Here is a 17,493-nt window from a genome sequence, read left to right as displayed (position 1 = left end):
GTGACGCGAAGCCGGAAGATGGCTTATGCGGTGAATCGCTTCATGCCGCTCGTTCGCAATTCGGACTCGAAAAGGGTGTTTTGGGCCCGATGAGTGCCGGAGTTCGAAAAAGCGACCAACACATTGGTGGGCGATGATGCGGAGGCCAAGATGGGTGTAGGAATGCAGATTGCCTGCTTCGGGTTTGCCGGCTCGGCGGCGCTAGAGGGGGAGGCCGGAGCGGAGTTGGTACGGCTGGAGCGGTTCGCGAAGCGCATCGCCGGCTGCCATCTCGCAATCGAGGCGTTGCATGACCAGGGCGGACGCGCGCTCTACGACGCGCGTCTGGACCTCATCACGCGCGACTATGGATTGATACCCGTCGAGCACTGTACGGACGCGGATCCGAATGCAGCGGTACACCGCGCGTTCGACAGTGCGATCCGATTGCTCGAGCGTGATTCGGCCGCCGCCCGATAGAGTAGATATCCGGCGCAAGGCGATGCCGGTCATGCGAAGCAATCATTTGAAGGAAGAGACGGCACGGTCAACGTTTCTTTTTGGAAGCCGGCAGTCGACTCCCTTGACTGGCATTGGAAGTCGCGGCGCCGTAGCCATCTCTTTCGCAGCGGCACTCAAATGCCGAGAGCACCCGTGTCGTGAGGGCCGTCCGCTACTCTTTGGGCAGACTCGTGCTCGTCGGAGAAAATCTCACGTTCTGCGACGGTCGTTTCCAGATCAAGGCATTGGACATGCCAGTGGGCCGTGCGAGGAACCGGGCCCATGCAGCCATGATACGTGGCGCTTCCGCGGGCGCCTTCGGATGGACCGTCGGTGATCGGTGAGCCGTTCTTATCGGCGCAGCGACCGAGGTGCAGACGGTTGAGCAAAACGATCGGCAGCATTCCGTCCGCGCAGCAGCGTACCGTCCGCTGACGGCTCCAGCATTCCCCCGATGGTGCAAGAAATGCCGCATTATCGGTGTGGCAGAACATGCAATGCTGTTGATCGACGAGAGGCGTGGGCTCCGGCTCCGCCGCGTGTGTCGCGGAGATGAGAAGCGCGGCGGCTGCGAGTGCCCAAAGACGCGTGAAGGATCGCGATGCGCTACGGTCAATTAAAATGAGACCGTCCGTGCGATGGTTCCTCGATTGAATCACTGTGGTCTCGCGGTATGGAAGTGCCCCGGCGGTCGGGAGGAACATCGAAGCGCGGTTTCGCTTGAGTTGCATAGGTTCGGTAAGCGCATTGCGATTGAACCAGCCGCGTGCGATGGCGCCGCCCCCTGTAGGCGCGCGGTATGCGCATGGGTGGGTCGCAGGGCGAACGACGGCTCACGTTGGCGGACACCAAACGGTAGTGTCTGCATTCCATGATGCGCCCACACGGCTTTGCGTCCTTGATCTGTGTCAACGTCGTTGGCCCGACAGTCCGAGATATCGTTTCAGCAGATTCGAATTGCGCCTCGCAGGCGCGCCACAATCGGACAAGGCGTCGACGGCGAGCGCAACGAATACCTGATTTCGCCCGCGAGGCGTCGGCGTCGCGGTTGCTGCCAATATCCCAACTTTCTTTCGCGTCGCCATCGGCCCGAAAGTCAGAGCGTTCACATGTCAAGACACCACCGCGGACATCGCACGCCGCGATGAATGCGCGACATGCGGCCCCTTTCCCTTGCGCAGCAACAGTTGCGGATGCGCGTTCATGCCGGCTTCGCGGCCCACCGAATCGCGAAGCGAGTCCACTTCGAGCGGCTGATTCAAATAGGACGCGGTCAGGCCGTGCGTGACCCCGGTCAGCAGCACCCCGCTCGAGCGCCTGCCCTGTGGCGAGCCACGCATCACGATCATCGGCGCCAGTGCCAATGCAAAGGAACATCGGGGACTTGTCGACGAGTTGACGATGCGCCGCGGCGAGCCCGCCGCCGAGATCGAACGTACGCAGTGCCAGTGCGGCTAGCGGCGTTGCGAAGTCAAGCAGCGCGCTTGCGCCGCCCGCGTAGGCGGGCATGCCGTCGTCATGTCGACTGGGATGAATCCAGCTTGCGAGTTCGCGCCTGAAGCGCGGATCGCGAAACTGGATGTGATCGGCCTCGGCAATCAGTTCGGCGAGCCGCTCCCGCGCAAGAGTCGATTCAATGCACACCGCATCAACGCCTTCGGCCGCTGCGGCCTGAACGAGTTGTGCCTGCACGTCGAGAGGCACTGCTTCGTCAAGGAACGATTCGCGCGTTGTCACACGCCGCGTAATCGCTTCGAACAGCGCGACGATGCTCGCGTCGCGCGGACCGTCGGGCAGTACGCGCACGTGCGCGAGTGCATCCGGGTCGGCCTCCACGGGAAATAGCCTGATTGAGTAGCCGAGGCCGAACTGCTGAAGCGCTACTTGCAGATTGAAAAGCACCGCCCCGCAACTGATGATCAGCTCACGATCGAATGGATCGACGATGGGGAGTGCGCGCGTGCGGTCGGCGCAAAGCATGACGCTGTCGCCGTCGACGATGAAGTGCCACGGCTGCGAATTGTGACGCGACGGTGCGGGCACCGCATACTGTAGGGCAAACCGCAATTTCGCCTCAACGCCAGCGAGCGGCGGTAGTCGGCTTGGGTTGATTTCCCAGGCGGTACTGCTGATGGTCGGATGCATTTTGCTTCTACCTCTGCATGAGCGACTTGACGTCTCATCGTGGCCGAGGACTTCCTTCGCCGATTGACAGAGATCAAGTTGGGGCGGTCGGGGCGAAGGGGCGGCCGTTGCGCACGCACCGCCCTTCCCATGTGTTCTCGAACGGGACTACACTCTCTCCAGCCCGGCCTGATCGAGAATGCGGATATCCTTGCTCCGCGCATCGACAACGCCCGCTTTTTGCAGCTTCGAGAACATCCGGCTGACCGTTTCGAGCTTCAACCCGAGATAGCTGCCAATTTCCTCACGCGTCATGCGCAGCACGAATTCGGCAGAGGAGTAGCCGCGTGCTTTCAGTCGTGTGGAGAGGTTGAGCAGGAACGCGGCGACGCGTTGCTCGGCGGTCATCGTCCCGAGCAACATCATCAGGGCGGATTCCCGCACGATCTCCTGCTCATCAGACGGTGAAGTGATGCTGAATCGCCTTGACCTCGCGGCACAGCAACTCGAGCAGGTCGAACGGAATGATGCAGACGATGCTGTCTTCGAGCGCAATGGCATCGCAACCGTGATGGTCCGACGATACGCCGTCGAGGCCGAGCGCGTCGCCCGCAAGGTGAAAACCGGTCACCTGTTCAAGACCATCTCGGTGCATGACCACGGTCTTGAAGCAGCCGGTGCGTACCGCATAGACGTTCTGGAACGCATCGCCAGCGCGGTAAAGCGCTTCGCCGCGCCGGATGATACGAGTCGAGCAAATGATCGAGTCGAGACGCTCGTACTCGGTAGCCGAAAGTCCCGCTGGCATGCAGATTCGCTGCATCGAACACGTCGAGCACCTTGCGCAATTGCGTCTCGAACCCGGTTCGGCGATCTGAAACGTGCGGCGCGGCGCGGGTGCGGGTGGGGCGGGCGTCGCGACAGTCCTGCTTTCGCTCACGGCATACATGCTCATCTCCTGTCAGTCGAATTGCGTTCGGGATAGTGAGGCGTGCCGCGCGAGGCTTTCGATGACGGCGCGCGTCTGTTCATATTCCGTTGTCTTGTCAAAGAAGTAGTCGGCGCCCGCCGACAGACAGGCGGTTCTGAACGCCGCGTTCGAGTGGTTGGTGAGCACGATCATGACGACCGGAAGGTGCTTGCATTTCACAGCGCCGATCATGTTCAGACCGCTGCCGGCCGTCAAATGCGGGTCGAGAATGAGCACATTGGCGTGCGTCGCTACGAGGCTTTCGAGCGCCGTTTCAGGGTCGTCCGCCATGCCAACCACCTCGACGCTCCCGACCTGCACGAGCATCGATGCGAGACGCTGACGCACGATTCCGGAATCATCCACCAGGAATATTTTGAGCTTGTGTGCGCAACAGATCGGGTTCATGCAACCCATTATTGGACGCGCTGTCTCAAAATAAAATCGGCGAGGGTTGAACTTCAGGTAGGTCTTTCGGAAGGCCGTGTAGGGAACTCCTGACAGCGGGAGGAGATCAGGCTTCGTCGTTATCGTCGAATAATTTGTGGCGTACGGCGTACGGCGTACGGCGTACGGCGTACGGCGTAGCGCACGAGCGCTGCCTCGTGCGGCATCTGCATCTTTTCGAGAATGCGTGCCTTGTAGGTACTGATGGTTTTTGAGCTTACGCACAGGGCCTCGCCGATTTCAGTGACGGTCTCACCGGCGCAAATGCGGCGCAGCACCTCGAATTCGCGGTCCGACAGTCGCTGATGAGGCAGTGCTTCGATGGGCTCATTGAGGCTTTGCGCGAAGCGTTCGGCCATCGCGAGGCTCACGTAGACGCCGCCTGCCGCCACCTTGGACACGCCGGCGACCAGTTCCGCGCTTGCACTTTCCTTCGTCGGTTAGCCCGACGCGCCGGCCTTGAAGACTCGCGCTGCATATTGCTGCTCCGCGTGCATGGTGAGCACGAGAATGCGCAAGGCGGGCTTTTCCTCCTTGATCTGCTTGATCAGTTCGACGCCGCTGCGCCCTGGCATCGAAAGATCCAGGACGAGCACCTGAGCCTCGGTCGAACGCGCGAGTGCGATCGTGCTTACTCCGTCGCTCGCTTCGCCCGCGACTTCGAATCCGACCGCGTTGGTCAATATATGGCGCAAGCCGTCCCGCACGAGCGCATGGTCGTCCGCAATCAGCACTTTCGTCGTCATGAGTGCGACTCCTCTTGTTGCACGGCTTCCAGGGGAAACGAGACCGACACGGCAAAGCCACCTCTGCCCGGTGTGTCGAACGAAACCGAGCCGCCGAGCACGTATGCGCGCTCACGGATGCCGAGCAAGCCAAACGACTTCCCGAGCGGCATCAGTGGGGAAGTGGTGCCACGCCCGTCGTCGGCGATGCGCAGCATGCAATGCTCAACGTCGGTGCGAAGCGTCAGCATGACCCGTGTCGCCTCCGCATGAAGTGCGACGTTAGTCAAGGCTTCCTGCACGATCCGAAATACGGCGGTGGCGGCCCGGCCACTGAATTCAATGTTGGACGTCTCGATGTGACGTTCCACTTCGACGCCATAGCGATTCGTGAAGTCGTTGGCAAGCCAGTCGATCGCGGGGAGCAATCCGAGATCGTCGAGCATCACCGGGCGCTGATCGGCGGCAATGCGCCGCAGCGACGGAACCGTCGTGTCGACGAGCCGGCGCATGCCGCGCAACTGATCGATGGTCTGTGGTCCGATGGCGGCCTGCGCATCGAGTGAGGCTTCAATGGCCGACAGATCCATCTTCAGCGCTGTCAGTTGCTGGCCAATATCGTCGTGGAGCTCGCGGGCGACGCGCGTCTTTTCCTCTTCGCGCACGTTCTGCAGGTTCGCAGACAGTTCGCGCAATTCCTCGCGCGACTGCCTGAGCGCCGCATCGGCGTTCACTCGCTCGGTCACATCGTGCAGCATGACTGTGTAGAGCTTGCCGCCGCTATCGTCGATCTGGGAATCGCCGCTTCGATGGGAAACTCCTCGCCGTCTGCGCGAAGGCCGAAGAGCACACGCTGTTTGCCCATTTGCCGGTCGGAGCCCCCGGTCACGCCGAACTGCCGGACATGGCGGTCGTGATCTGCGCGAAACCGCTCGGGAATGAAGCGCGACAGAGGTTCACCGATGGCGTCCGCCGCCGGGCACCGGAAGAGCCGCTCAGCCATTGGATTGAAGATCACAATCCGTTGCGTTTCATCGATCGTGACGATCGCCTCCATCGACGAGCGAATGATCCCGCTCAGCCGCGCGGCATCGAGTGTCGATTGCGCGTCGGACGTGCGCATGATCCGGAAGGTCTCGGCTCGCCCGCGGATGATCATGAAGACCAGCCACGCCAGAAGTAGGGCGTTGGCAGCGACGCTCCAATATAGCAGGACGCGAATGCCGCCGTCGTCGTCGTTGGGGATCCCCGACTTCGCCGAGCCCGTGAGCGAGAGCGGCTGTTCACCCGTCGCGGCAGTCCAGATCTTTCGGACGCGCGGCTGGGGATAGGGCAGATCGCTGCTGGATGGTTCTGAGGAAAAGAATCGCATGCCGCGCGAACCCGTTGGAGTGGAAGCGTGCAGATTGACTGGGACTTCGGGCCGGATAACCCATTCAAGGAAGCGCTCGGCGCCGAGCGCGGCAATCACGAAGTTGGCCGCGCTGGCCGGGGATCGGAGCAACGAATTTCCTGTGCTTGCCGCACCCTGGAGCGTCTTCTGGCGGCGATCACGGTTAAGGCAGACGCCCATCAGTTCGTGCCCTGCGTCCCGTGCCAATCGCGCCGTAGGCCTCTCGACGCTCATCTGGGCAACGTGCAACTGGCGCTCACGAAGATTCTGCCAGCATGCGACACACAAAGCGGCGGCGATTCCGAAAACCACGAGCGTGAGGCGCACTGCCGCCCTGCTGGGTGCGTTGCGTGCGCGAGACTTAGCGTCGCCGATCATGTGCGCCTTCGGTAAGTGTGGCATTGCCTGACCCGGAACCCGGTGGAATGCGACAGCAAGCAGATTACAGCCCATTTTCGCCGATCGCGGCGTGACCCGCCACAGAGTGCGCAGTCCGCGCCAGGCGCAGTCGATAGCGCATCCTACCTATCCTATCGGGCCGGGTCCGAAAGCTGTTCCGTCTCGAGCCGGGGTTCGTCTTCAAGGGAACGGCTCGGACGCGCCAGCCGCAATCTATATATATAGCGACTCGTGCCACGCGGCGCCTGAGTCTTCGGGCACGGGCCGGCTGCTTGAGATGCTCGCACATCACACGTCCGCGGATAGTTGATGCAAGTCAATGGGCGGACGACATCGCCAGATAAAGTGAAGCCAAACCGATGTCGCCCGACGGTCGGCAACAACATCCTGGATGCGGAGAAGATGATGCAAGCTTTCGATGTCATGACCTCGGCTGTCATATCAGTCAGGCCTGAAACCACCGTGCGCGATGCAGCGAAACTGCTGGTTCAGCATCGGATCAGTGCCATGCCCGTGCTCGACGGTGACGGCGATCTTGTCGGCATGGTGAGCGAGGGTGACCTGCTGCACCGTGCCGAGATCGAAACTGAAAAGTCGCATCGCTCGTGGTGGCTGGACCTGCTCGGCTCGGACCGGGAAGCGGCCGACTACGTCAAGTCTCATGGACAGACCGTCGCAGATGTCATGACCCGTCAAGCCGTCTGCGTGGCCGACGTTACGCCGCTCCATGAAGTTGCAAGCATTCTTGAAAGCCATCACATCAAGCGCGTGCCCGTGATGCGGGACGGGCGGCTCGTCGGGATCGTCAGCCGTGCGAATCTCGTGCAGGCGCTCGCCGCGGGCGCGCAAGACCCCGCGCAATGTGAATCACCAAGCGATCGCGACATCCGGGCGATGCTCATGGCGGAGCTCACGGGACGCAACTGGGCATTCCCGGGCCGCGATATCGTCGTGCGCGATGGTGTCGTTCATTTGTGGGGACCGGTATGGTCGACCGACTCGTTGAATGCGATGTGCTTGGCCGCGCAGGGTATTCCCGGCGTGAAAAGTGTCGAGGACCACACGATTCCCTACCCAATCATGCCGGGCATTTGACCAGATGCATTGTGCGGTCGACCGGTCGCGAGACCGAAAGCAACTCGCACATCGCCGCTGGCGCCTGGAATCTTCAGGGCCGGCGGCCGTACCGATCACGAGACACCACCACGGAGAGACGATGATGGCCGAATTCGCCGCTGGGACAACCCCCCACTTTGAATCCGATCATGTCGAGTTCATCGTCGAGATTGACGGTGCGCGGCAAGCCTTTCGCGTCGATGCCCGAGTATTCCAAGAGATGCTGCGTATCAAGCGTATCGGAACTCCTGCCATCAGGAACCTGTTCACGGCGGACCCCGAACATTTTCTTCAGGTGGCCGCGCGCAAATATGGCGAAGTAGGTAGTACGGGAGCGCCGATCAACATCACACTGGGCGACTTGCTGAGCTAGGCCTATCGTCCGACGTATGCGCCGACGCAAACTGCACTGTCGGATCGTCTTTGCTAAACGGCGCTCCCCGTAATGATTGTCTCGACCGGCAACTTGGTCAATATCCGAAAGCCTCTGCCCGGCGTGCTGTCGATTGCGATGGTTCCGCGCAGTTGACGCACACGCTCGCGCATCCCCAGCAAACCGAACGACTTTGTTCCAGGGTCGGCCTCGAGCGCCGCACCACGCCCATTGTCTTCGATCGACAGGACGCAATCCGCGTCCACGCGCCTAATGTCAATTCGTACCTCGCTGGCCTCCGCATGACGCACGATGTTGGTCAGCGCTTCCTGAATCAGTCGAAAAATCGCTGTCGAAGCGGACGCGTTGAAGTCGAGTGCCTCAGTGTCGTTATTCAACGTTGCGTCGATGCCGTAGCGGCGCCGAAAGTCGCTGACGAGCCAGTCGATCGCGGCGAAGAGCCCGAGGTCATCGAGAATGGGCGGCCGCAGGCCCGCCGCGATACGACGCACCGAAGCGATGATCGTATCAATCTGCCCCTGCATGGCCTGCGTCTGGGAGACGCGATGGCGAGCCAAGCCGGTTGCGTCGACATCCATATCTAGCGCGGCCAGTTGCATCTTGAGTGCGGCGAGTTGTTGCCCGAGATCGTCATGCAATTCCCGCGCGATATCCGTCCGCTCGTTTTCCCGGGCGGTCTGAACGTGAGTCGACAGTTCACGGGCATGCTGGAGTTCCGCGAGGCGCAACTGATCGGTCATGTCGCGCGTTACCTTGGCGAAGCCACGTAACGTGCCGTTTGCGTCACGTACGGCTGTGATCACGACATTGGCCCAGAAGCGGGATTCGTCTCTGCGAACTCGCCACCCTTCATCCTCGATATGTCCCTTTTCGATCGCCAGCGCGAGTTCGCTTTCCGGCTTGCCCGCTGCGACATCCTCCGGCGGATAAAAAACCGAGAAGTGCCGGCCCATGATTTCGTCCGCTTCGTAGCCTTTGATCCGTTTCGCGCCGTTGTTCCAGGTGGCAACGTTTCCGGCGGGGTCGAGAAGAAAGATCGCATAGTCTTCCACTGTTTCGACCAGCAAACGGAAATGCTCGTCGCTCAGCAGGCGGCCAATAGAGGAGCGAGCCGGCACAGCTTCGCGCTGGTCGTCGGCCGGCCGTTGACGCGAACACTTATCGCGACTTTGCATGCGGTCTGTCTCACTGACTGGGATGGGGATCGCCTGGCGCGCGGCGAATCATATCCTCGGCGCTCGCCCGGCGCATGGGTCCCAGTCTAGCCGACCCGACAGGCGCCGTCATCTTCCCGCTATTGACGACCGTAAAGGGACACTGTCGAAAGCTCGGCGAATGGTGGAATGGCGTCGTTCGCGACGTCGTCACTCAGTGAGGCGTTTGTGGGTCGAGCTTTTCGCTCGCTGCTTCGGCCGGCAGTTCTCCTTTTGGGGCCGGGACTAGCAGAACCGGGCAGCATGAGATGCGCAGGAAGTGCTCGGCGACGCTGCCAAGCGCGAGCCGCCGCCCGTGCGTTCCCATCACCACGAGGTCCGCGCCAAATTCCTGCGCACTCTTGAGGATGCGGTGCGCGATGTCGTCACGAGTCAACTCGACCTCGACTACCCGCGGCCCACCCCGAACGCCGGCCTGGTGCATGCGCACCGAGGCGTCGGCGTCGAGTGCGGCGCTTTCCTGCGCGAATCCATCGCGGGTGTTGACATAAAACGCAGCGCTCGCATCGCCGCCGCTGACGGGCGGCAAGTCGATCACGAAAAGGGGCTGAAGCTCTGCGCCGCTTTAGCGGGCGATTTTCAGCGCCTCGTCGAGCGCGTGGCTCGCGATCGGGCTGCCATCGATGGGAGCAAGAATTCGTGTGTACATGGAAAGGCTCGACATGGGGAAAGGCTGAACATGCTCAGTGCGACATCAGGACGGGCAGTGTCATTGAGCCAAGGATCGTGCGGGTCGCACCGCCCATCACGAGTTCCTGCCAGCGCGCGTGGCCGTAGCCGCCCATGACGATGAGATCTGCGCCCAGGTCTGCGGCGCGGGATAGCAGCAGTTCGCCTGCGGACGCGCCCACAACGCACTCGGTCGCCGATACCTCGACCTTTACGCCGTGGCGCGCGATGCTCGTGGCGATATCCGCGCCCGGAAGTCGCGTGCCGAGCGGTTCGTCCCTGCCGGCATCGATCGTGACCAAGGTCACCTGCTTTGCGGCCTCCAAAATCGGCAGCGCATCATGCACGGCGCGGGCCGACTCGCGGCCGCCGTCCCAGGCGATCATCACCCGCTCCCCGACCGACGGGAAGAAGCCTGTGTACGGCACAAGCAGTACAGGTCGGCCTGCGGACATCACGAGCGTTTCGGGAAAGTGCTCACCGATGTACGACTCCGGGTCGTTCGGGTCGTCCTGGCCCGCGATGACGAGATCCGCGCAACGGGCGCTGCGTGGCACCGCCAGATTCGCATGGCATTGTGGCTCGATCCATTCTCCGGCCACGCCCGCGCGTGCCAGTTCCGCATGGAAGAGCCGCTCGAGTGCGCCACGCCGCTCGAGGCGCAACGCGTTGTGCGCTTCAAAGTATTCGGCTGTGCCCGCCATCACGTAGAAAGAATGCGCCTCGGGTGTGAACACTGCGTAGAGACCGGTCAGATGCGCTTCGAAACGCTTCGCGAGGCGCAGGGCGAGTTCGAGGCGCGGATGTGCGCGGTCGCTGGCATCGAGATGGACAACGATACTTTTGTAGCTCATCGCTTCTCTCCTGTTGAATACGGGAATAATGGGCGCTTTCGCGCCCGGTTCGCATCGACTCTACGAGCGGGCCGCCTTTCGCCGTTGATTCAGATCAAGCGCGGCGAACCACATCTACATGAGGGCGCGGCTTGACGCAGATCAATCGTCGACGGCCAGGCGGGGCTAGATTGGTCCTGTGCCTAAGCGCTCTTCATCCTCGAGGAGATCGACATGAAGGCACGCGCCTTTCACGGTCACCGTCGAAAATTGCTCGACGAACGGCCCGTGCCGGCACTCGCGGCCCTCCCACACGCGGTCGTCCGATGCCGTGCACGAAGGTCTGCAGCGTCGATCTGGACATCCTCAACGGAGATGTTCCCGGTTGGGAGCCGGAGGGTGGTTCGATGGGTGATCTGGAAACGGGCAAGCCGATTCACCTCGGTCCATTTTCGACGTGCGGATAGAGTTGGAAAAGCAGGAGGAGAGTGCGATGAAAGCTTTGCGGGATGTGACGGCGGTGGACAATCAGATCACGGCGCGGCCGGACTTCGCTGCGGGAGCCACCGGGGAGAGGATCGGGCAGGCGCTCAGCCGGCATGCCGGGCGGGAAGCGCACCACACCGTCGTCGACGCGCGCGACGGCACGGTCACGCTCACGGGTACGATCGGCGCGCATGCCGAGCACGAGACGGCTCGCGGTGCTGCCTGGTCCACGCGTAGCGTGCATGCGGTAGCCGACAACCTCGAAGTCGAATCAGGAAGGTGACGGACCATGGCACTCACGGGAAAAATCGACGGCGCGGACTGGAGCGTGCATGCCGACACGCTGGACGTGCCGGGCGGCTACGTGTGCGAGTTGCGCGTGGAGCATCGGGATCCGAAGGGGTTTCGCTTCGAACATCGCTTCAGGCACTCCGGGCGCTTCCTTCGATAGCGAGCGCGACGCGATCCTCGCGGGTTTGCGCGAGGGCATGGTCTGGGTCGGGTTGAAGCTGACGAAAACCATTGGCGTGTAGCCGGCAGGCGCGCCGTTTCGGGACATTGAGAGGATCAGCGGGAGCAGTCGTGTCGAGAGTATTGATCGTCTATTTTTCACGCACCGGAGCGACGCGCAGGGTTGCCGCCGCACTGGCGACGACCCTGCACGCGGATGTCGAGGAAATCATCGATCGGAGCGACCGGTCGGGGACGCTGGGGACCCTGCGGTGCGTCCTCGACTCGGTGATGGGGCGGTCCGCATCGATCGAGCCGATGCGACATGATTTGTCGGCACACCACATGGTCGTCATCGGCACGTCGGTCTGGGCGGGCAGAGTGAGCGCGCCGGTGCGCGCCGGTGCGCGCGTGGCTCGCGACGCACCGGCGCCGGCTGCCGCGCGTCGCATTTTTCTGCACGCTCGCCGGTCGCGGTAGCGAATCCGCGCTCAAGGAACTGTGCGAACTGGCGGCCAAGCAGCCCGTCGCGCGCTGTGCGATTAGTCAAAGAAACGCACCGCAAGGCGAGGAAAGCCGTGCGTTGAATCTCTTCGTCTGAACGAGACAGGAACCTACCCCAACCGCAGACGGCGGGTTGGGGCTACTTCTGCATTCTCTGCGTTGAGGCCGCGCTGATGCCGACGCACGCAGCGGACTTCATTCGCCGACTGGCGGGACGCGACACGGCACACCTCGACGAGGGATTACATCATGTACAGCAGGATTCTGGTTCCCATGGATGGCAGCAAAGCGTCTGAACGCGCTTTGAACGAAGCGATCCGGATCGCCGGTGGCGGGCGGGCACAAATCCGGGTCGTGCACGTTCTCGATGCTTCGACGGCGTATTCTTATCCAGTGACGCATCGAACTGAACTGCGCGAAGAAGGGCTGCGCATGCTCGAGGACGTGCGGCTGAAACTCCAACAGGCCGTCGTCCCGTGCGAGGTGCAATTGGTCGAGACGGATAACATTCACGAGACCATCGCCGATTGCCTGAATCGCTACGCGCAGAGTCATCAAACAGATCTCGTGGTGATGGGGACGACCGGACGACGGGGGTGGCGCAGAATGGCGTTTGGCAGCGTGGCAGAAGGCCTCACCCGGATCGCGTGCTGCCCCGTGCTGCTGATGCATGAGGAGCCGAGCAGCGGCAGCAAGTAGGGTGCCCGTATACAATAAAGTGATGATCGCGGTGACACACGACGTACGGCACAGATCTCCCTTTTACCATGCTCGATTCGAATGGGTAACGTTGCGGAAGTTCTCGCAGTATTTCTCAAGCTCGGGCTGACGTGCTTCGGCGGCCCCATTGCACATCTGGGCTACTTCCGCCGCGAGTTCGTTGCACGGCGCGGCTGGCTTGACGACGAAACGTTCACCGAGTTGGTCGGGCTCTGTCAGTTCCTTCCAGGGCCGGCCAGCAGCCAGGTGGGATTCTCGATCGGTCTTTTGCGAGCGGGGTGGCTTGGCGGACTCGCGGCCTGGTGCGGGTTCACACTGCCTTCAGTCATGCTGTTAATCGGCTTTGCCGCCATCACCCCGAGTCTAGGCGGGCTGCTTGGCGGCGGCTTTGTTCACGGTCTGAAACTGGTCGCCGTCGCAGTCGTCGCTCAGGCAGTGTGGGATATGGCACGGCGCCTTTGTGCCGATCACCGCCGCGCAGCTATCGCCCTCACCGCCATCGCGGTGCTGAGCATTCTGACCACTGTCTATGCGCAACTGATCGTGATCAGCATCGGGGCCGTGCTCGGACTCGCGTTGTGTCGAACAGCGACAACATCAAACAGCGTTCGCGTGTCGCAGGGCACCCACGGATCCGGTATTTCCCGCACGGCAGGCGCCATCGCGTTGATCCTCTTTAGTGCCTTGTTGTTCGGACTTCCACTGCTAACCAGCCTCCATGCAAGTCCCGCCGTCAAGGTCATGGAAGCGTTTTATCGCTCGGGTGCGATGGTGTTTGGCGGTGGTCACGTCGTGCTGCCGCTTCTGCAGCAGCAGACTGTCGCGGCCGGACTGGTTGCTTCGAACGACTTTCTCGCCGGCTACGGTGCTGCGCAGGCGGTCCCGGGTCCCTTGTTTTCGTTTGCTGCATTTCTGGGTTGGATGATGATGCAAGCGCCGAACCACTGGTCTGGTGCACTGCTTGCCACTGTGAGCATTTTCCTGCCGGGCCTCCTGCTTGTGCTTGCGGCGTTACCCTACTGGGGAGCACTGCGTGCACGTCCGTCGATGACTGCATTGCTTGCAGGAGTGAATGCCGCAGTCGTCGGACTCCTGGCAACCGCACTGTACTCACCGGTCTGGACCAGCGCAGTTCTATCGAAGTCTGACTTCGCTATCGCGGCTTGCGGTTTCTTCCTGCTGACGCGGTGGAGGGTCCCGCCCCTCGCCATCGTCGTGCTCAGTGCGCTGGCCGGTGTTGTGCAGAGCACCTTGCATTAGAGCGGCGGCCCCGGCCGGAACTCGAAGAGCCTTTTAAGGGCGGGAACTCAAAGCACTGCAATGTTCTCCTTCGGTTATCCCTTCATTTTGGATGAGCAGCGACCCTCCGTCACCTTACCCTTCAAAACCGACGGCGTGCTATGCCACGCGCGAAGACCGGATCGGCCGCAACCCGCTGCGGATTGCGCCTCTGGATAGCTCTCCTGCGTTTGCCTGCCAGGTGCAAGGCCCTCAATCATCCCAGGTCCACTCGCGGATCTCATCGCAATCGATGCCTTCCTCGTGCGCATGCCGGATGCTCTCGATGATCTGCTCCTTGAGCCAGTTCTTGGTATGAGCGCCCGAGTCCGCCAAGCGCGGTACGCGGTCGATCACGTCGATGGAGAGTGTGTAGCGGTCCACCTCGTTGATGATGGCAAGCTCAAATGGCGTATTGATGTTGCCTTTCTCGCGATAGCCGTGCACGTGGATATTCTCGTGATTCGTGCGATTGTAGGTGAGCTTGTGCACCAGCGACCCATACGAATGGAAGTTGAAAATGACCGGCCTGTCGCGCGTGAAGATCGAGTCGAAGTCGCGATGCGAAAGGCCGTGAGGATGATCCGTATCCGGCAAGAGACGAAACAGGTCGACCACGTTGACGAAGCGGATTTTGAGGTCCTTGAAGTGTTGTTTCAGGATCCGCACGGCGGCGAGCGACTCCATCGTCGCGATGTCCCCCGCGCAGGCCATCACGACGTCGGGCTCCGCGCACGCGTCGGTCGATGCCCAGTCCCAGATGCCGATTCCTTTGGTGCAGTGGATGATTGCTTCTCGCATGCTGAGATATTGCAGATGCGGCTGCTTGTCCGCGACAATCACGTTCACGTAGTCACGACTGCGCAGGCAATGGTCCGCCACGCTCAGGAGGCAGTTCGCATCGGGCGGCAGATAGATGCGCACGACGTCCGGGCTCTTGTTCGTGACGACATCGAGAAAGCCCGGGTCCTGATGGGTGAAGCCGTTGTTCTGCCGCCAGACGAGCGACGTGATGAGCAGGTTGATCGACGGCACCGGTGCGCGCCAGTCGAGGTCCTTCTTTGATTTCTCCAGCCATTTGGCGTGCTGATTGAACATTGAGTCGATCACGTGGACAAACGCCTCGTAGGTGGCAAAGAGGCCATGACGCCCGGTGAGCACGTAGCCTTCGAACCAGCCTTCGAGCGTGTGCTCGCTCAGCATTTCCATCACGCGACCGTCGGGCGAAAGTGCGCCCCCATCACTGTCCTCCGGGTTCGTCTGCGCTATCCAGCGCTTGCCTGACGCCTCATAGACCCCGTCGAGCTTGTTGCTCGCCGTTTCGTCCGGGCCGAAGAGCCGGAAGTTGTTCATGTTGCGACGGATCACCTCGGTGAGGAACCTGGCGAGCACGACGGTCGGCGACTGGTACACGGTGCCTGGCGCCTTGAATTCGAATGCGAAGTCGTGGATGTCGGGCAAATCGAGCGACTTGCGCAGCTTGCCGCCATTCGCGTGCGGGTTCGCGCTGATGCGCCGCTCGCCCTTCGGCGCGAGTTCGCGTAGCACCTCGATTAGCCGACCCTCTTCGTCGAACAGCTTTTCGGGCCGGTAGCTGCGCATCCACGCTTCGAGGAGGCGCAGGTTCCCGCGGTTGGTCACCGGATCGGATACTGGCACCTGGTGCGAGCGCCAGAAGTCTTGCACCTTGTGACCGTCCACTTCCTTCGGACCTGTCCAGCCCTCCGGCGTGCGCAGCACGATCATCGGCCAGCGGGGACGCGTCGAGTCTCTGCGCGTGCGGGCATGTTGCTGAATGGCGCGGATCTCTCCGATGCATGCGTCAAGCGTCGTCGCCATTCGCCGATGCATTTCCTCGGGCTCGCAGCCTTCGACGAAATGGGGCTTGTAGCCATAGCCGATGAAGAGCGCCTCCAGCTCTTCGTACGGGATGCGTGCGAGGATCGTTGGATTGGCGATCTTGTAGCCGTTCAGATTGAGGATCGGAAGGACCGCGCCGTCCGTGACCGGGTTAAGGAACTTGTTCGAATGCCAGGACGTGGCGAGCGGTCCGGTCTCGGCTTCGCCGTCGCCCACCATGGTTGCGACGATCAGCCCGGGATTGTCGAATGCGGCGCCATAAGCATGCGAAAGGGTGTAGCCGAGCTCGCCGCCTTCATGTATCGAGCCGGGCGTCTCGGGCGTGCAGTGCGAGCCGATCCCCCCCGGCGACGAGAATGCGCGAAAGAGCCTGAGCATGCCGCGTTCATCGGCGCCGCGGTCCGGATAGACCTCGGAGTAAACACTCTCCAGCCAGGAGTTGGCGAGCGTCGCAGGCGCGCCGTGCCCGGGTCCGGACACGAAGAGCACGTTCAGATCGTCTCTCAGGATGAGGCGGTTCAGATGCACCCAAGCGGACGACTGGCCGGGGTCAGATCCCCAGTGGTCGAGCAGGCGCCTCTTGATGTGCTCCGGCAAGAGCGGCTCTTTCAGCAGCGGATTCGCGCGCAGATAGATCATGCCCACCGATAGATAGTTGCAGGCTCGCCAATAGGCGTCGATCTTGCTCAGTTCGTCGGGCGAAAGCGGCGGCGTTTGGGGGCTTTGCATTGGTGCAGGCGATTGACTGTCGAGGTTTAATTGCTTCTCCTGTCGATCGTGAATGAATGGTTTTGATTCGATTACCCGAACGCCGTCCGGGGCAGGTGGGCGACAGCCAGACATGAAAACAGGTTAGTTTCTGAAGCGCATGTGTCGTGGGAATGAACAAATGGACCAATGGCACATGGTAGCCGTCGCGTCGAAGCGATGCATGAGGCGCAGGAAGCTTTCGGGGCGCTGCCGAGCGTGAACTGCCGCGATCCGCGACGACAGTGCGCGCCCATGTCGACCAGGTCGACCAGTTCGGCGTCGAACTCGCCGCGCATTTCATGATGTAATGCGCGATGCCGTCGTCGGTATGGGCTCGAGGAGGGGTGAGGCGTTCGACTTGATCCGAGTCTACGAACATGAGCCTTGGCGCCCTTGATTCAGATCAAGCCTTTCGCTTGCGATCGCCTCTAGGCGGCATAGGCGCAAGTCGGAGCGCGTCTCCGCGCGTACCGACATCTGCGAGGATCTGCACATCCTGAAGGCGGTTCGGTGCAGCAAATAAGCGGAGCGAGATGCGATAGCATTCTCACTCATTGTCGTTCTTAGGGCAATGCTGAAAAAGGTCAACGCATCAGGGTGGCATGCCGTTTATATTGAATGAGACAAAAGACCCTAGCGATGGCAGCAGATCAAGGCGCCGGCTTCGAGCAGTACCGTCGG

12 protein-coding genes and 6 pseudogenes are annotated in these 17,493 nt (G+C 61.7%); 8 read left to right on the top strand and 10 right to left on the bottom strand.

Features of this window, described 5'->3' with window-relative positions:
• Nucleotides 1–150 precede the first annotated feature (150 nt).
• Nucleotides 151–459, top strand: a complete 309-nt coding sequence (locus AWB65_RS28540) for a hypothetical protein (RefSeq protein ID WP_087660814.1) — start codon at nt 151–153, stop codon at nt 457–459.
• 473 nt (nt 460–932) lie between these two features.
• Here the strand turns inward: AWB65_RS28540 and AWB65_RS37130 are convergent.
• From AWB65_RS37130 to AWB65_RS38035, 6 genes and pseudogenes are all read right to left on the bottom strand, one after another.
• Nucleotides 933–1,034, bottom strand: a pseudogene (locus AWB65_RS37130) (cytochrome C); the annotation flags it as partial.
• Nucleotides 1,035–1,592: 558 nt separating this feature from the next.
• Nucleotides 1,593–2,625, bottom strand: a pseudogene (locus tag AWB65_RS28530) (Acg family FMN-binding oxidoreductase).
• A 147-nt stretch (nt 2,626–2,772) separates the two neighbouring features.
• A pseudogene (fnr, locus tag AWB65_RS28525) lies at nt 2,773–3,553 on the bottom strand (fumarate/nitrate reduction transcriptional regulator Fnr).
• A gap of 12 nt (nt 3,554–3,565) precedes the next feature.
• Nucleotides 3,566–3,940 carry a response regulator gene (locus tag AWB65_RS28520; RefSeq protein WP_235007810.1) on the bottom strand — a complete coding sequence of 125 codons (375 nt, stop codon included), beginning with the start codon at nt 3,938–3,940 and terminating at the stop codon, nt 3,566–3,568.
• A gap of 161 nt (nt 3,941–4,101) precedes the next feature.
• A pseudogene (locus AWB65_RS28515) lies at nt 4,102–4,767 on the bottom strand (response regulator).
• A pseudogene (locus AWB65_RS38035) lies at nt 4,764–6,034 on the bottom strand (PAS domain-containing sensor histidine kinase); the annotation flags it as partial. The pseudogenes AWB65_RS38035 and AWB65_RS28515, both read right to left, overlap by 4 nt.
• A 909-nt stretch (nt 6,035–6,943) precedes the next feature.
• On the opposite strand from AWB65_RS38035, the gene AWB65_RS28505 reads away from it, so the two are divergent.
• Together AWB65_RS28505 and AWB65_RS28500 are read left to right on the top strand one after the other, a co-directional pair.
• Nucleotides 6,944–7,633, top strand: a complete 690-nt coding sequence (locus AWB65_RS28505) for a CBS domain-containing protein (RefSeq protein WP_087670349.1) — start codon at nt 6,944–6,946, stop codon at nt 7,631–7,633.
• Nucleotides 7,634–7,754: 121 nt separating this feature from the next.
• Nucleotides 7,755–8,027: a hypothetical protein gene (locus AWB65_RS28500; protein WP_087670337.1), complete on the top strand. Its 273-nt coding sequence runs from the start codon at nt 7,755–7,757 to the stop codon at nt 8,025–8,027.
• 53 nt (nt 8,028–8,080) lie between these two features.
• On the opposite strand, the gene AWB65_RS28495 is transcribed toward AWB65_RS28500, so the two are convergent.
• The 3 genes and pseudogenes from AWB65_RS28495 to AWB65_RS28485 form a co-directional block, all read right to left on the bottom strand.
• Nucleotides 8,081–9,223: a PAS domain-containing sensor histidine kinase gene (locus tag AWB65_RS28495; RefSeq protein ID WP_087660700.1), complete on the bottom strand. Its 1,143-nt coding sequence runs from the start codon at nt 9,221–9,223 to the stop codon at nt 8,081–8,083.
• A gap of 193 nt (nt 9,224–9,416) precedes the next feature.
• Nucleotides 9,417–9,812 (bottom strand): annotated as a pseudogene (locus AWB65_RS28490) (universal stress protein); the annotation flags it as partial.
• A gap of 133 nt (nt 9,813–9,945) precedes the next feature.
• Nucleotides 9,946–10,785 (bottom strand): universal stress protein, encoded by an 840-nt coding sequence (locus AWB65_RS28485; RefSeq protein WP_087670336.1) that lies wholly within the window; start codon nt 10,783–10,785, stop codon nt 9,946–9,948.
• A 472-nt stretch (nt 10,786–11,257) separates the two neighbouring features.
• Here AWB65_RS28485 and AWB65_RS28480 point away from each other — a divergent pair, with 472 nt between their 5' ends.
• The 5 genes from AWB65_RS28480 (at nt 11,258) to chrA (ending at nt 14,184) form a co-directional block, all read left to right on the top strand.
• Nucleotides 11,258–11,533, top strand: coding sequence for a BON domain-containing protein (locus AWB65_RS28480; RefSeq protein ID WP_087660535.1), 276 nt, complete (start codon nt 11,258–11,260; stop codon nt 11,531–11,533).
• Nucleotides 11,534–11,539: 6 nt separating this feature from the next.
• Complete coding sequence (locus AWB65_RS28475) at nt 11,540–11,701, top strand: hypothetical protein (protein WP_235007808.1); 162 nt, start codon at nt 11,540–11,542, stop codon at nt 11,699–11,701.
• A 131-nt stretch (nt 11,702–11,832) separates the two neighbouring features.
• The gene (locus AWB65_RS35865; RefSeq protein ID WP_125474228.1) at nt 11,833–12,180 is read left to right on the top strand and encodes a hypothetical protein; all 348 of its coding nucleotides are present in this window, start codon (nt 11,833–11,835) and stop codon (nt 12,178–12,180) included.
• A gap of 273 nt (nt 12,181–12,453) precedes the next feature.
• Nucleotides 12,454–12,903 carry a universal stress protein gene (locus AWB65_RS28465; RefSeq protein WP_087660533.1) on the top strand — a complete coding sequence of 150 codons (450 nt, stop codon included), beginning with the start codon at nt 12,454–12,456 and terminating at the stop codon, nt 12,901–12,903.
• Nucleotides 12,904–12,984: 81 nt separating this feature from the next.
• Entirely contained in the window at nt 12,985–14,184 is a 1,200-nt protein-coding gene (chrA, locus tag AWB65_RS28460; RefSeq protein ID WP_087660532.1) for a chromate efflux transporter, read from the top strand.
• A gap of 231 nt (nt 14,185–14,415) precedes the next feature.
• On the opposite strand, the gene AWB65_RS28455 is transcribed toward chrA, so the two are convergent.
• Nucleotides 14,416–16,791: a phosphoketolase family protein gene (locus tag AWB65_RS28455; RefSeq protein ID WP_087670335.1), complete on the bottom strand. Its 2,376-nt coding sequence runs from the start codon at nt 16,789–16,791 to the stop codon at nt 14,416–14,418.
• Nucleotides 16,792–17,493: the final 702 nt, after the last annotated feature.

Source organism: Caballeronia humi (genome assembly GCF_001544475.1).
Classification (GTDB): domain Bacteria; phylum Pseudomonadota; class Gammaproteobacteria; order Burkholderiales; family Burkholderiaceae; genus Caballeronia; species Caballeronia humi.
The sequence above is the reverse complement of the archived record's forward strand: the minus strand, read 5'-3'. Positions and strand labels throughout refer to the sequence as shown.

What these genes read in the sequence shown, in the direction of transcription:
- AWB65_RS28540 (WP_087660814.1), top strand. Translation starts at nt 151, where the DNA reads ATGGGTGTAGGAATGCAGATTGCCTGCTTCGGGTTTGCCGGCTCGGCG.
- AWB65_RS28505 (WP_087670349.1), top strand. Translation starts at nt 6,944, where the DNA reads ATGCAAGCTTTCGATGTCATGACCTCGGCTGTCATATCAGTCAGGCCT.
- AWB65_RS28500 (WP_087670337.1), top strand. Translation starts at nt 7,755, where the DNA reads ATGATGGCCGAATTCGCCGCTGGGACAACCCCCCACTTTGAATCCGAT.
- AWB65_RS28495 (WP_087660700.1), bottom strand. Translation starts at nt 9,223, where the DNA reads ATGCAAAGTCGCGATAAGTGTTCGCGTCAACGGCCGGCCGACGACCAG.
- AWB65_RS28485 (WP_087670336.1), bottom strand. Translation starts at nt 10,785, where the DNA reads ATGAGCTACAAAAGTATCGTTGTCCATCTCGATGCCAGCGACCGCGCA.
- AWB65_RS28480 (WP_087660535.1), top strand. Translation starts at nt 11,258, where the DNA reads ATGAAAGCTTTGCGGGATGTGACGGCGGTGGACAATCAGATCACGGCG.
- AWB65_RS28475 (WP_235007808.1), top strand. Translation starts at nt 11,540, where the DNA reads ATGGCACTCACGGGAAAAATCGACGGCGCGGACTGGAGCGTGCATGCC.
- AWB65_RS28465 (WP_087660533.1), top strand. Translation starts at nt 12,454, where the DNA reads ATGTACAGCAGGATTCTGGTTCCCATGGATGGCAGCAAAGCGTCTGAA.
- chrA (WP_087660532.1), top strand. Translation starts at nt 12,985, where the DNA reads ATGGGTAACGTTGCGGAAGTTCTCGCAGTATTTCTCAAGCTCGGGCTG.
- AWB65_RS28455 (WP_087670335.1), bottom strand. Translation starts at nt 16,791, where the DNA reads ATGCAAAGCCCCCAAACGCCGCCGCTTTCGCCCGACGAACTGAGCAAG.